Origin of the sequence: Acinetobacter sp. C15 (assembly GCF_013420645.1) — a bacterium.
GTDB lineage: Bacteria > Pseudomonadota > Gammaproteobacteria > Pseudomonadales > Moraxellaceae > Acinetobacter > Acinetobacter indicus.
Map to the genome: position 1 here is coordinate 1 of NZ_VOXR01000015.1, position 12,449 is coordinate 12,449.

Annotated in this window: 16 protein-coding genes and 1 rRNA gene; 6 read left to right on the top strand and 11 right to left on the bottom strand. The window is 45.2% G+C overall.

The genetic code is table 11. The annotated features are described in order from the left end of the window. Positions 1-7: 7 nt before the first annotated feature. Together rrf and FTT63_RS07630 are read left to right on the top strand one after the other, a co-directional pair. Positions 8-122, top strand: a 5S ribosomal RNA gene (rrf, locus tag FTT63_RS07625). Between the two features lie 163 nt (positions 123-285). Continuing rightward, positions 286-621: a hypothetical protein gene (locus FTT63_RS07630; RefSeq protein ID WP_225876404.1), complete on the top strand. Its 336-nt coding sequence runs from the start codon at positions 286-288 to the stop codon at positions 619-621. A gap of 477 nt (positions 622-1,098) precedes the next feature. Here the strand turns inward: FTT63_RS07630 and FTT63_RS07635 are convergent, their stop codons facing one another. The 5 genes from FTT63_RS07635 to rplM form a co-directional block, all read right to left on the bottom strand. Continuing rightward, positions 1,099-1,752 (bottom strand): hypothetical protein, encoded by a 654-nt coding sequence (locus FTT63_RS07635; RefSeq protein WP_104470664.1) that lies wholly within the window; start codon positions 1,750-1,752, stop codon positions 1,099-1,101. Between the two features lie 21 nt (positions 1,753-1,773). Next, positions 1,774-2,202 carry a ClpXP protease specificity-enhancing factor gene (locus tag FTT63_RS07640; RefSeq protein WP_005175725.1) on the bottom strand — a complete coding sequence of 143 codons (429 nt, stop codon included), beginning with the start codon at positions 2,200-2,202 and terminating at the stop codon, positions 1,774-1,776. 9 nt (positions 2,203-2,211) lie between these two features. Further along, complete coding sequence (locus tag FTT63_RS07645; RefSeq protein WP_104470663.1) at positions 2,212-2,865, bottom strand: glutathione S-transferase N-terminal domain-containing protein; 654 nt, start codon at positions 2,863-2,865, stop codon at positions 2,212-2,214. A 323-nt stretch (positions 2,866-3,188) separates the two neighbouring features. Continuing rightward, on the bottom strand, positions 3,189-3,575 hold the full coding sequence (rpsI, locus tag FTT63_RS07650) for a 30S ribosomal protein S9 (RefSeq protein ID WP_004785251.1): 387 nt from the start codon (positions 3,573-3,575) through the stop codon (positions 3,189-3,191). Between the two features lie 12 nt (positions 3,576-3,587). Continuing rightward, the gene (gene rplM, locus FTT63_RS07655) at positions 3,588-4,016 is read right to left on the bottom strand and encodes a 50S ribosomal protein L13 (protein WP_004857442.1); all 429 of its coding nucleotides are present in this window, start codon (positions 4,014-4,016) and stop codon (positions 3,588-3,590) included. A 330-nt stretch (positions 4,017-4,346) separates the two neighbouring features. Between rplM and pdxA the strand changes: the two genes are divergently transcribed. Genes pdxA through FTT63_RS07670 form a run of 3 tightly spaced genes read left to right on the top strand, consistent with a single transcriptional unit; the run spans position 4,347 to position 7,008 of the window. After that, positions 4,347-5,315 carry a 4-hydroxythreonine-4-phosphate dehydrogenase PdxA gene (gene pdxA / locus FTT63_RS07660; RefSeq protein WP_127800331.1) on the top strand — a complete coding sequence of 323 codons (969 nt, stop codon included), beginning with the start codon at positions 4,347-4,349 and terminating at the stop codon, positions 5,313-5,315. Between the two features lie 30 nt (positions 5,316-5,345). Beyond that, positions 5,346-6,158, top strand: a complete 813-nt coding sequence (rsmA, locus tag FTT63_RS07665) for a 16S rRNA (adenine(1518)-N(6)/adenine(1519)-N(6))-dimethyltransferase RsmA (protein WP_005175739.1) — start codon at positions 5,346-5,348, stop codon at positions 6,156-6,158. Between the two features lie 7 nt (positions 6,159-6,165). Beyond that, complete coding sequence (locus tag FTT63_RS07670; RefSeq protein ID WP_005175740.1) at positions 6,166-7,008, top strand: symmetrical bis(5'-nucleosyl)-tetraphosphatase; 843 nt, start codon at positions 6,166-6,168, stop codon at positions 7,006-7,008. A gap of 80 nt (positions 7,009-7,088) precedes the next feature. Here the strand turns inward: FTT63_RS07670 and FTT63_RS07675 are convergent, their stop codons facing one another. The 6 genes from FTT63_RS07675 to hflX all read right to left on the bottom strand — a co-directional run bounded on the left by FTT63_RS07675 (position 7,089) and on the right by hflX (position 11,243). After that, complete coding sequence (locus tag FTT63_RS07675) at positions 7,089-7,541, bottom strand: DUF2147 domain-containing protein (RefSeq protein ID WP_005175746.1); 453 nt, start codon at positions 7,539-7,541, stop codon at positions 7,089-7,091. Between the two features lie 104 nt (positions 7,542-7,645). Then, positions 7,646-8,092, bottom strand: coding sequence for a DUF2147 domain-containing protein (locus FTT63_RS07680; RefSeq protein ID WP_005175748.1), 447 nt, complete (start codon positions 8,090-8,092; stop codon positions 7,646-7,648). Positions 8,093-8,271: 179 nt separating this feature from the next. Beyond that, positions 8,272-8,718: a DUF2147 domain-containing protein gene (locus FTT63_RS07685; RefSeq protein ID WP_005175751.1), complete on the bottom strand. Its 447-nt coding sequence runs from the start codon at positions 8,716-8,718 to the stop codon at positions 8,272-8,274. Between the two features lie 91 nt (positions 8,719-8,809). Then, the gene (locus FTT63_RS07690; protein ID WP_016659801.1) at positions 8,810-9,484 is read right to left on the bottom strand and encodes an LrgB family protein; all 675 of its coding nucleotides are present in this window, start codon (positions 9,482-9,484) and stop codon (positions 8,810-8,812) included. An 11-nt stretch (positions 9,485-9,495) separates the two neighbouring features. Continuing rightward, positions 9,496-9,867, bottom strand: coding sequence for a hypothetical protein (locus FTT63_RS07695; RefSeq protein WP_045794996.1), 372 nt, complete (start codon positions 9,865-9,867; stop codon positions 9,496-9,498). Positions 9,868-9,902: 35 nt separating this feature from the next. Continuing rightward, positions 9,903-11,243, bottom strand: a complete 1,341-nt coding sequence (gene hflX / locus FTT63_RS07700; RefSeq protein WP_005175765.1) for a ribosome rescue GTPase HflX — start codon at positions 11,241-11,243, stop codon at positions 9,903-9,905. A gap of 384 nt (positions 11,244-11,627) precedes the next feature. Between hflX and FTT63_RS07705 the strand changes: the two genes are divergently transcribed. Next, a complete protein-coding gene (locus FTT63_RS07705; RefSeq protein ID WP_034597361.1) occupies positions 11,628-12,443 on the top strand; it encodes a 1-acyl-sn-glycerol-3-phosphate acyltransferase in 816 nt (271 codons plus the stop codon). Positions 12,444-12,449: the final 6 nt, after the last annotated feature.

Genomic DNA, 12,449 nt, shown 5'->3' on the forward strand with positions numbered 1-12,449 from the left:
CAGTTGTGCTGGCGACAATAGCAAGAGTGAACCACCTGATCCCTTCCCGAACTCAGAAGTGAAACCTCTTAGCGCTGATGGTAGTGTGGGGTTACCCATGTGAGAGTAAGTCATCGCCAGCTCATTAATTCAAAATCCCCCTAGCTTAAATAGCAGGGGGATTTTTTTATGCTTTTAATAAAGCTATAGTGCTTCAATATAAATAAAATTATCAAAAAATAACCCATGTATAGAAAATTTTATCCCCGCTATTTGCTGTTAAATATTTGCATTTCAGTCATTTTCGTGGCTATTGGTATGTATCCTGAGCATATATTATTGAACTACTGGATGGTGGTAATACATTGGATTCTCGGAATTGTGCTGATGCATATATTGATTATCCGTTTACCGCTTTTTAATCGCTTTTATATTAATCGAAAAAAATTACATTATTCTATTGTACAAACCCCAATATATAAGCATGCAGAGTATAAGGCAGCACCCGTAATGTCTGGATTAGTGGTCTTTGGCTTGGTGTGTACCGTGTTATATGTATTCAACATGACAGAGTTTTATGTTGAATATGCGTTTATTGCAGGCTTATCTACAGGGAATATGAGTTTTTATTATGCTCCCTAAACCATCTCTAAGGCTCATTGAACTGCCGTAGCAGCATGCTTTAATACGTCCTTTAAGTCTTCTTCAAAGGGGAGATAGGGGGTAAGTAAGAATCTCATCTCAAGATCATACCTTCACCATCTAGCAAGTTGAACGGTATTTATTTTCGTAGTGAGTGTAATGGTAGAGTTGCTGTAGAAAATAAAGAATAGATAAAAAGAAACCCCATCATCCTGACGGGGTTTCTTCGTATTTCGTGCTTTAGGTATAACTCCTGTCGCACCTCACGATCCTGGTGTACAAACTTATTATTGTTGTTTTCCGTTTGGGAAACATCCTGTTTCCTGATGAATTTAGAATACGAAAATTCTGTGTGTACGCCTAGCCTCAATTATCTTCATTCAATGTAAGCCAAAACGTACAAGGAGACTGAACTATTTATTGGAAAATTTCAGCCATAAAAAACCGCCTATGTCAGGCGGTTTGGAATCAGACTGCTTAAGCAAACATTTGGCTTGCTGCGCAATATAGAATCCATAGAATCGCGATCGCTACGACTGGTTCCAGAACTTTGGCCCAGCCTGGAACAGTCGGTTCTGCTGCGACTGTGCTTTCTACCGGTGCATGATCGGCTTGTTGATGTAACATTTGATTAAACTCCTTCATCGTATCATCTAATGATAGCTCTTCTTGGGGAAGGGGTTTAGAGCCCTTTAACTCTGTTAGCTCGTTTGTTGACCAAACCCAATCATCCGCCTGACCTGACAGATGTTCAATTTGACCCTGTAACAGCTCTTTTAAGCCGTTGCTGCCAAAGTTACCGGTTTCATCCAGCTGTTTTAATTCGGTCAGTTGCAGGCTTAAAATTTCGCTAATACTGTGTTCGAGTTCTGGCTTAGGCAGTTCAGACTGGTTGTGTACCGAAGTGGTCAGATGACGGGACACTTCCTGAATATACAGCGGATCGAGGGTCTTGATTTCCTGATAGAGCTTATTGTCATCTTCGCGCCACAGACGAATCAGTTTGCCTAGAGTTAGCGCATTGAGTTCCTGGATATATGCATTGCGGCTATCAGCATCGTACTGCTGCAAAAGCTGAGGCTTTTGAATTTTAACCTGATCGCTAAAGTATTGTACTAAATCAAAAGCCATGCATTTACTCCTATTTCTTTTTTAATCTAATAATCTTAGGCTTGGTTTTTTCTTTGGTGTTTCAGTTTGTTCCTCTGTGCTTGATTTTAAAGCATTTGGATCATTTTGGATATGTTCATATTCACTTGGATCAAAGAATAAACCCTGGCCATTTTCGCGAGCATAAATCCCCAAAACTGCAGCAATGGGTACATAAATATCGCGTGCTACGCCACCAAAGCGCGCCGAAAAGCTGATGGCATCATTGGAGATGTGCAAGCCATGGACTGCATGTGGCACAATATTTAACACAATCTGGCCATCCTGAATGAACTGCTCTGGCACCATGGTGTTGGGTTGGGTGGCATCGACCAGAATATGCGGTGTAAGCTGGTTGTCGCAAATCCATTCATAAATGGCACGCACCAGATAGGGACGGGTTGGGCTTAAGTTGAGTTCCTGTTCAGACATATCTACTCTCTACTTATTTATTAAAAATTCGCTATAGCGGTTTTTTTCCTGCACGGTTAAGGATTTTACAAATGCAGGGCGACTAAAAATTCGCTGGCAATATAAATGAATCGGGCGGCAATGCTGTTTTGGCAGTTCAATGCCCATGGCTTTCAGGCGCAGGAAAATTGGGGCCAGCATACAATCCAGGATGCCAAAATTTTCCGCCATAAAATAAGGGAAATGCTGAAATAATGGTGTGAGTGAGACCAGTGTATCACGAAGCTGCTTTTGTGCCTTGGCCTGTGCTGCGCTATTCAGGGTATCTTCATGGCAAAGCAGGATATCGGCCAGCTTTAGCCAGTCCTGCTCAAAACGCCAGATGTATTGGCGCTGCTCTGCGCGGGGTGCTGGTGCATCGGCATAGAGCTTGTTTTGCCGGTAGCGGTCATCAACATATTCGGAAATAATTGGGGCATGGAACAGTTTTAAATCTTGCTCTACCAGCATGGGTAAGCGATTATAAGGATTCAGGCTGGCTAAATCTTCATCTTCATGGTCGACCAGGACCAGATGATATTTAATATTCTTCTCAGCCAGTACCAGGCGAATCCAGTGCGAGCGGAAATCGTCTGCATGACTGTATAGTGTAATTCCCTGTAGCGGTGTATTTTCCAAGGACATAAATCAGTAAGCAGCAAAATGAATCAGTTAGGATACTAAAATTCAACCTAAAAAGCACGAAGCGAAAAAGGATGAATCGGGTGAAAATGGGTTAGATTATAAAAAAATAACAGGAGCGGCGCAGTATGATGATAAAACTTGTGTTTCTGATGTTCTGCTTAGGAATTGGGGTAGTGAACTATTATTTCAGCAAGGCCTTCTGGCTGCATGAGGGCAGTTGGGGTAAAGATGTACCTGAACAATAAATTCCTTTATCTTTAAAATAACAGCCAATAAAAAAGCCTTGGATAAACCAAGGCTTTTTGTCCAACTCGGTAAACGAATTAACGTTTAGAGAATTGAGGACGTTTACGTGCTTTACGTAAACCAAGTTTCTTACGTTCAACTTCACGAGCGTCACGAGTAACGAAACCAGCTTGACGAAGAGCAGGTTTTAAAGTCTCGTCAGAAGCGATTAATGCACGAGTAATACCGTGACGGATCGCGCCTGCTTGACCACCGATACCACCACCAGCAACAGTGATGTAAAGGTCATATTTTTCAGTTGCTTCAAGAAGCTCTAAAGGTTGACGAACAACCATACGAGCAGTTTCACGACCGAAATATTGCTCTAATGAACGGTTGTTGATCACGAGTTTACCAGTACCAGCAGATAAGAAAACACGTGCAGTTGCGGTCTTACGGCGACCTGTACCATAGTTAGTAGCCATGTGCTGTATCCCTTAGATATCCAAAACTTGTGGCTGTTGAGCAGTATGAGGATGCTCGCTACCAGCGTACACTTTCATTTTCTTGATCATTGCATAACCAAGAGGACCTTTTGGCAACATGCCTTTCACAGCGCGTTGGAAGATTTCTTCAGGTTTGTGAGCAACTAACTTTTCAAAGTTAGTTTCTTTTAAACCGCCTGGGAATTCAGTGTGGCGATAGTATTTTTTGTCAAGTGACTTGTTACCAGTTACTTGAACTTGTTCAGCGTTGATAACAACGATGTAGTCACCAGTGTCAACGTGAGGAGTATAAGAAGTCTTATGCTTACCGCGTAAACGACGAGCGATTTCAGTCGCAAGACGACCTAAAGTTTTGCCAGAAGCATCAACAACGTACCAGTCGTGTTGAACTTCAGCTGGCTTAGCGCTGAGAGTTTTCATTAAACCACTACCTATTATAGTTGGTTTGGACGGTGAATCAGTCCAAACAAAAAGGAGACGAGATTCTAAACGAAATTGTCGAGAACCACAATGAAAATATAAAATTTCAAGCGCTGTATTTTAATCAAAATCCTGAGAAAAGAAAAGACTTGCCAAGAACATCCATCTGCCGTGCCTAGTACTGATCAACTTTCAGCTAAATATCCGCCTTCAAAAGCAGTTTAGATTGCCCCAAAACCGGCCAATCTGCCCGAATCTTCAGCAGAATTCACGGCCGCTGCGGTCAAAGTCTGCTTATAATGGGAGATGCCTTATTGTTTAGGATCAATCATGCTGCCTTTATATGTGACCAGTGGTGAACCTGCCGGCATTGGCCCGGATATTTGTCTGCATCTTGCCGACAGTGTAGATGAGCGTCCCGTTGTGGTTCTGGCCGATCTGGCCATGCTGGCCCAGCGTGCGCAAGTGTTGAAGATGCCGGTAGAACTGATTGAATACAGCGGGCAAACTGCTTCTTCAGAAAAAGGGCAGCTCTATGTCGAGCATGTGCCTTTACAGCAAGCTGTGGTGATGGGCGAGCTGAATCCGCAAAATGCCGCTTATGTGTTGGAACAGCTACGTCGTTCGGCCGATTATGCCATGTCAGGCAAAAGTGTCGGGGTAGCGACTGCGCCGGTACAGAAGTCAGTCATCAATGACGCTGGTATAGCCTTTAGTGGCCATACCGAATATTACCAGGAGTTTGCGGGCGTGCCGCGCGTGGTGATGATGCTGGCCACCAAAACCCTAAGAGTGGCCCTGGCCACTACGCATTTACCGCTGCGTGCAGTGGCTGATGCGATTACCGCTGAACGTCTGCATCAGGTGATTGATATTCTCATCCACGATTTAAAATCCAAATTTAAAATTGAGCAGCCGAATATTCTGGTCTGTGGTTTAAATCCGCATGCCGGTGAGGGCGGTTATTTGGGCATGGAAGAAATTGAGGTGATTAATCCGGTGCTGGAAAGCTATCGCGCGCAGGGCATCCAGATGAGTTTAAGCCTGCCGGCTGATACCTTATTTACTCCGGAAAACCTAAAAGATGCCGATGCGGTTCTGGCGATGTATCACGATCAGGGCTTACCTGTGCTAAAATCGCAAGGATTTGGTGAAGCCATCAATATTACTTTGGGCTTGCCGTTTATTCGCACTTCAGTTGATCATGGCACAGCACTCTCCCTCGCAGGCAGCGGTCTTGCGAAAAGCTCAAGCCTGAATGTGGCTGTTGATTTGGCGCTGGATTTAGCGCGTCACTGATCTTGTCTTTATTACACGTTGGAAATCTTTATGTATCAGATTAATGCCTTAAACCCGAAAGATGAAGGGCACCACACGCGCAAGCGTTTTGGTCAAAACTTTTTACATGACCAACGTGTGATTGCGAAAATTGTACGCTCGGTCAATCCGCGTCCGGGCGATAATATTGTTGAAATTGGCCCGGGTCTGGCGGCCTTAACTTCACCATTAATTGGTGAATGTGATGCCTTGACCGTGGTGGAACTGGACCGTGATCTGGCTGCCGGTTTGCCGGGGCGTGTGCCACATCCGGAACGTTTAACCATTATTGAAACCGATGCGCTGAAATATGATTTTAGCAATCTGTTTGAAGATGACCGTCCACTCCGTGTGGTGGGTAACCTGCCGTATAACATTTCGACCCCACTGTTGTTCCATCTCCTGGAGTTTGGTGACAAAGTCAAAGACATGCACTTCATGCTGCAAAAAGAAGTGGTCGACCGGATTACTGCTGCGCCAAATACCAAAGAATACGGCCGTTTGTCGGTGATGATTCAGTATTACTGCAAACCAACTTTCCTGTTTGAAGTGCCACCGGGCTCTTTTAACCCGCCACCAAAAGTGACTTCTGCGGTGTTTCGTTTAGAGCCGTATGAGGTGAAACCGATTGTGGCAAAAAATGAAAAGGCTTTATCACGTCTGGTTTCGCATGTGTTTACCCAGCGTCGTAAAACCTTGCGCAATAGCTTAAAAGGCATGCTGGCAGAAGATGGTTTTGAAAAAGCCGGTGTTGATCCGATGGCACGTCCAGAAACCCTGACCCTGGCCGAATTTGTGGCTTTGGCAGATCAAATGGTGGTGTAAAACAACGATGGCACGTTATAACTATGTGATTGGCGATGTACAGGGCTGTTTTGAAGCCCTGAAAGCCTTGCTCAAGGAAATCCGCTTTGATCCGGATCAGGACTTTATCTGGTTTGCCGGTGATCTGGTGGCACGTGGTGAAAACTCGCTTGGCGTGTTGCGCTTTGTCAAAAAGCTGGCTGATCGTGGTGTTGCGACCACAGTGCTGGGCAATCATGACCTGACTTTGCTGGCTGGTGCACGTGGCCTGAAAGAGATTAAAGACAAAGACCAGACCCGCGATGTGATTGATGCCATTGACAGCGATGAATTGATTGACTGGTTACGCAAGCAGCCGTTATGTGTCTGTCCGAATGAATCGACCATCATTACCCATGCCGGTATTCCGCATTTGTGGAGTGCGGAAAAAACTCAGGCGCTGGCCAAAGAAGTCGAAGCGGTGATTCAGCATGACGATTTTGCGGTGATGGATCATTTTCTGGCCGAGATGTTTGGCAAAGAGCCAGCCCTCTGGTCAGATGATTTGCAAGGCAATGAACGCTTACGCTGTATCGTCAACTATCTAACCCGCATGCGCCTGACCGATGCAGAAGGACGCCTGGAGTTCAGTTTTAAAGACAGTCTGGACGATCCGATGCCGGCCGGCTTTAAACCGTGGTTTGAATATGTTTCGGCTGCAGCTGAAACGCATCAGATTATTTTTGGGCACTGGGCCGCGCTGCAAGGCAAAACTATTTCCGCCCAGATTCAGAATGTCGATGGGGGCTGTGTCTGGGGGCATCAACTGGTGGCTTATCGTTTGGAAGACCAGCAATTGTTTACAGTGGATAATCCACTGGAAGAATGGTAACAATATTTTATCTTTATAATTTAAAAATGTGATGTCGAAATGAAAACAGCCACCTATTAAAGTGGCTGTTTTTTTGAATTTTATTGAATTCGAATCCAAGTTTGGCTGCGCCCTAGTGTAGACACCCCCATATAAGCGCGCAAAGTCAAACGCTTACCTGTCGAGTTGAGGCGGATTTTTGCATCGTAAATACGACCTGCCAATGGATCAATTACGCGTCCTTTTTCGTAATTATTGCTGTCTTTGATCTGTTTTAAGCCTTTTAAAATATCCATCCCTAAAATAGGTTGGTCAGTATAAGGCGCAGGACACTTATTACAAAGTTCACGTGGGGTATAACCTGGACGTGGAGTTACTTTAATAATTTTACCCGTATAGGTTTGATTGGCTTCTTTACGAATTTCGATGACAGCTTTAGGTGAGCCTGTTTTATCATCAATTTGTTGCCAAGTCCCTGCTAAATCTTGTGCCATCGCCAAAGTGCTTAGACTGCCGAAGATGACGGCTATTCCTAAAGCCAATTTCTGAATCATTTTATTTCCCTTACTCGGTCTTTGCGGCTAGTCTAATCTGTGAATTGACTGACACAAAGTCCCGAGTATCTAGAAAAAATGACCGATGCGACACAATTACTCGCTTATTGTTGGCGAATCCACGTTTGTGTCCGACCAATGGCTGAAATTCCGACGTAACCACGTAAAGTTAGACGTTTATTATTAGACGCTAAACGGCCTTTCAGGCTATACATTTTGCCTGTAAGTGGATCTAAAATACGTCCATCGGCATAGTTGTTATTTTCCACATGCTTTAAGCCATGAATAACTTCCAAACCCACCAAAGGTTTGTTGGTATAAGGTGCAGGACAATTCACACACATAGTTTTTGGAGTATAGCCTGGTCTTGGTGTGACTTTAATAATTTTACCTGTAAAGCTGCCATTTTCAGCTTGGGTAATTTCAATAAGTGCTTTAGGTGAGCCTGTTTTGTCATCAATACTTTGCCAGATACCCGTTAGGTCTGATGCAAACGCTGAGCCACTGAAGATGAAGCTTGCAAATGCGCCCATCAATACATTTTTCTTCATATCAGTTCCTTTGATTGTCGAAAGTTATCACAGAGGTTAATTCAAGGTATAAAGCGAGTTGTGGAAGGAGTCAAGCGATTTGAGAGGTAATTAATCTTAAAGTTGCAACTAAGATGCAGAAAAACCAATAAAAAATGCCACGAACGTGTGGCATTTTATGTGAAAAGAGAAGTGATTAATTATTCGCTTTTAATCCAAGTTTGGCTGCGTCCTAAGGCCGATACACCGACATAACCTCTGAGGGTTAGACGTTTACCGTTGCTGCTCAGTTTAGCTTTGGTACTGTAAATATTGCCAGACAGCGGATCAATAATCTTGCCGCCGCTATAGTTGAGTTTGCCCTTATACGCCAGTCCTTTTAGTACATCCATGCCTAAAATGGGCTGATTGGTATAAGGCGCAGGGCAGTTGACACAGGTTTCTTTTGCTGTGTAACCCGGACGTGGCGTTACTTTGACGATTTTAGCGGTATAAGTGCCATTAGCTTCTTGACGAATCTCTAAAATGGCTTTGGATGAACCGGTTTTATCATCAATATTGCGCCAGGTACCGGAGAGATCTTCCGCGAAAACGCCGGCACTGAATGTGGCTGCCAGAAGTGCCACTGTATATTTAAATTTCCCCATGTTTCTATCCCTTTAATACACTTCAAAAAATTCAATTTTCATCTTAAGAATATTTTTTCATCAACACAAGATGTAAATATTGATTCTTGAGTCACATTTTTTGAATAAAGAGTATAAATGTTGGCAGCCAGACTGCGGTAAATACAGCATTCACCGCCATCCCAAAAGCAGCATAACGACCGGCCACACTACCGCGTTGCCAGGCTTGCGCTGTGCCAATTGCATGAGCAGCAAGGCCTAAGGCCAGTCCTGAGGCGCGCTCATCATTAATATGACGCAGCAGCAGCGGCGAGAAAGCGGCACCAATCACCCCAGATAAAATCACAATCAGAATGGCCAGACTGACCGGCGCTTCCAGCAGGGTGGCAATATTGATGGCAATGGGTGTGGTCACGGCACGGGTGGCAAATGCCATGATGTCATCCCCGGCCATATGTAAGAGATAGGCCAGTCCCATTGGCAAGGCTACGGCACTGATGCTGGCAAACAGCAAAATACCCAAAATAGCTTTGAGTGGCAGATCATCATAGCGCATGGCCGCCAGCGGAATTGCCAGTGCCACAGTCACATAACCCAGCAGATGGTTAAACAGCGGATTGACCTGTGCCATATAATCTTCATAGGGAATGCCAAATACATACAGCAACAGCACAATAAAAATCATGCCAAAGACAATGACCGGAATTTGCGGCAGTTTCTGGTTACAGGGTTTGGCAAGCAGATAGGCCACCAGGGTGATTAAAAAGCCATAAACAATTGCGAGCATGTTTTAATCTCCTAGAGCCAGCGTTTGGCCATTTTGGCATACAGCCATAACGGCAGTAGGGTGCTGAGAAACAGCACCACCAGAAAAGCCGGAATTTTATTGCCCATATGGGTCAGCATCAGCAGTGAGCCGGCACTAATCGGTAAAAAGGCAAACGCACTTTCTTTCATGATTTTATTGTTGGTATCGACAATCCGGGCTGGAATTTTATGCAGTCGGCGCCACAGGAAAAGCACCACCAGCAGGCTGAGTAAACCCATCAGGTTGCCCAGTTCAGGATGGTTGAAATAGGTCGCAATCCAGACGGCTGTTTCACGAAATACAATAATTAAGAGCAGTGTGCCAATCCAAGCTGGCCAGTCGATACGTTTAAGCCTGTTCATTTTTTATCAGTCGGTCATATTTTACTGTTCAAGTTTTAACTGATCTCATCATCAATTTCAAATTCTTCTAAAGGCCGTTTAAATTGCTGAGCCTTGGCACCCAGAATTTCGTCCAGCGGCAAGTGCGCCTGACGGATCATCTGTTCCAGTTTGGCCGGGGCCATATTTACGCGCAGATTCAGTTGTCCCTGCTCATCATAGTGCTCGGACTGGATTACATTCAGTTCATAAAACTGGTTGCGTAATTTGCCATAGGCCGGTTTTAACACCACATCAAAACTTTGAATCTGGCCCATCAGACATTCATGCACGGCCTGACGTAACAGCTCCAGTCCCTGACCGGAATGCGCAGAAATATAAACCCGCTCCGGCTGATGTGGCTTGGCATAGACAATTTTGGCTTGCTCGCCGGTGCAGTCGATTTTGTTATAAACCCTGAGCACCGGCACATCTGCGCCAATTTCTTTCAGGACGCGCTCAACTGCTTCAATCTGTTCCAGCATGTCCGGACTGCTGGAATCAATCACATGCAGCAACAAGGTCGCTTCCAGAGTTTCTTCCAGCGTGGCCTTAAATGATTCCACCAGCGAGTGCGAGAGATTACGGACAAAACCCACGGTATCGGCCAGCACCAGCGTACCAATCCCATCCCATTCCAGCCGGCGTAAGGTCGGGTCGAGCGTAGCAAAGAGCTGATCGGCGGCGTAGACATCGCTATTGGCCAGAATATTAAACAGCGTCGATTTGCCGGCATTGGTATAGCCAACCAGTGATACGGTAGGAACGGCGGCTTTTTGACGGGCCACACGACCCTGCATACGGGTCTGGCGGACTTTATCCAGTTTGGCTTTCAGCTGGCCCATACGAATTCTTAACAGGCGGCGGTCGGTTTCCAGCAAGGTTTCACCCGGACCACGTAAACCAATCCCGCCTTTTTGACTGTCCAGATTGCCGCGGCTACGAATCAGGCGTGAGGAGAGGTGATGCAATTGTGCCAGCTCGACCTGCAATTTCCCTTCATAGGTCCGGGCGCGCTGGGCGAAAATATCCAGAATCAGCTCGGTCCGGTCGACCACACGGCATTTCATGATTTTTTCAAGATTACGTGCCTGTGCCGGCGTCAACGCATGATCGAAAATCACCAGTTCAGCCTCGAGTTCTGCAACCAGCGCAGCAATTTCGTCCGCTTTACCAGAACCGATAAATAACTTGGCATCGGGTTTAATCCGCTGGGCAAACACATGCTGCAAAACTTCAGCACCTGCAGATTTTGCAAGCAGATGAAATTCTTCTGCATCAAGGTCTTCTAAAATCTGTACGCTGACGCTCACGAGCACAACGCGTTCACCACCTTGATGTTGCTGGTAATCTGGCACCTGGGCATTTCTCCTCATGAAAATTCTATTCTAGAGCAAAAAGCGCCAGCTGCGTGAACTAGATGAAGATGATTACAGCAGCATGACAAAAAGCAGGCGAATCCTCACAATCCTCAATTTGGAATCAGTATCATCCTCTTTGTGAGAGGGGGATAGGTAGTTTGATCGTTGTATCTGATCCCTCAGGATGATCATTGCATCAAGGGATTCGTTCTGGATCTATCCATTACAGCAAGACTGTAGAAGAATTGGCATAGCGCATTTCAATTGAGCGATCTGGACAGTTTTTCGATGCTTATGATCAATGTCTGGTCAATTGCTTCAAGATAGAATACAGTTCTCTGAACAATTCTTGCTGTGATTTTCGCAATTCACGATTATGCTATGTCTCAAGTTTCTTTATCTTCATCCGCTTCAATGAATAGTTTGTCCAAATTTTTTCTCTATTCTAAAAAAATCACTGCCGGTCTGGCAGCGGTGAGCGAAGGCTTTTATCTGGTGTATCGTCACAGCTTGTATAAGCAGCCGAATAATCCGCAGAATACCCGTTATGTGCAGCATTTTTGCCGTCAGCTGTGCAAGGTGTTCAATATTGAAGTTGAAGTGCATGGAGAAATTCCCACCCAGCCGGCCTTATGGGTCAGCAACCATGTGTCATGGCTAGATGTGCCGGTGCTCGGTTCTGGCGCACGGGTATTTTTTCTGGCCAAAGCTGAAATTGAGCAATGGCCGGTGTTTGGAAAGTTGGCCAAAGGTGGCGGGACCTTATTTATTAAACGCGGTTCGGGAGATTCAATTAAAATCCGCGACCAGATTACCCAGTTTTTAAAACAGGATGTGCCGGTACTGTTTTTCCCGGAGGCCACGACTTCGGATGGGACTAAAATTAAAAAAGTACATGGCCGTTTATTGGGCGCGGCAATTGAAGCGCAGCGTCCGGTGCAAATCTGCCTGATCTGTTATATCAACCAGCAGGGCGAGCTGGATACCGTAGCGCCGTTTATCAATGAAATGACCTTTATTGAGCATGTTAAAAATGTGCTGGAAATGCCAAAGGTCACCGCACATTTAATGGCTCTAAACCCGATTTCGGTAGAAGGGCATACGGTGGAAAGCCTGACCTCGCTGGTTCAAAACAAGATGATTGAGGGCTTAGAGCAGCTGCATCAAAAAGTCCTGATTCAGCAGGCCAGTGCTTAAGCTTTA

Coding starts and splice junctions, on each gene's coding strand:
- FTT63_RS07635 (WP_104470664.1), bottom strand. CDS start 1,752: ATGGCTTTTGATTTAGTACAATACTTTAGCGATCAGGTTAAAATTCAA.
- FTT63_RS07640 (WP_005175725.1), bottom strand. CDS start 2,202: ATGTCTGAACAGGAACTCAACTTAAGCCCAACCCGTCCCTATCTGGTG.
- FTT63_RS07645 (WP_104470663.1), bottom strand. CDS start 2,865: ATGTCCTTGGAAAATACACCGCTACAGGGAATTACACTATACAGTCAT.
- rpsI (WP_004785251.1), bottom strand. CDS start 3,575: ATGGCTACTAACTATGGTACAGGTCGCCGTAAGACCGCAACTGCACGT.
- rplM (WP_004857442.1), bottom strand. CDS start 4,016: ATGAAAACTCTCAGCGCTAAGCCAGCTGAAGTTCAACACGACTGGTAC.
- pdxA (WP_127800331.1), top strand. CDS start 4,347: ATGCTGCCTTTATATGTGACCAGTGGTGAACCTGCCGGCATTGGCCCG.
- rsmA (WP_005175739.1), top strand. CDS start 5,346: ATGTATCAGATTAATGCCTTAAACCCGAAAGATGAAGGGCACCACACG.
- FTT63_RS07670 (WP_005175740.1), top strand. CDS start 6,166: ATGGCACGTTATAACTATGTGATTGGCGATGTACAGGGCTGTTTTGAA.
- FTT63_RS07675 (WP_005175746.1), bottom strand. CDS start 7,541: ATGATTCAGAAATTGGCTTTAGGAATAGCCGTCATCTTCGGCAGTCTA.
- FTT63_RS07680 (WP_005175748.1), bottom strand. CDS start 8,092: ATGAAGAAAAATGTATTGATGGGCGCATTTGCAAGCTTCATCTTCAGT.
- FTT63_RS07685 (WP_005175751.1), bottom strand. CDS start 8,718: ATGGGGAAATTTAAATATACAGTGGCACTTCTGGCAGCCACATTCAGT.
- FTT63_RS07690 (WP_016659801.1), bottom strand. CDS start 9,484: ATGCTCGCAATTGTTTATGGCTTTTTAATCACCCTGGTGGCCTATCTG.
- FTT63_RS07695 (WP_045794996.1), bottom strand. CDS start 9,867: ATGAACAGGCTTAAACGTATCGACTGGCCAGCTTGGATTGGCACACTG.
- FTT63_RS07705 (WP_034597361.1), top strand. CDS start 11,628: ATGTCTCAAGTTTCTTTATCTTCATCCGCTTCAATGAATAGTTTGTCC.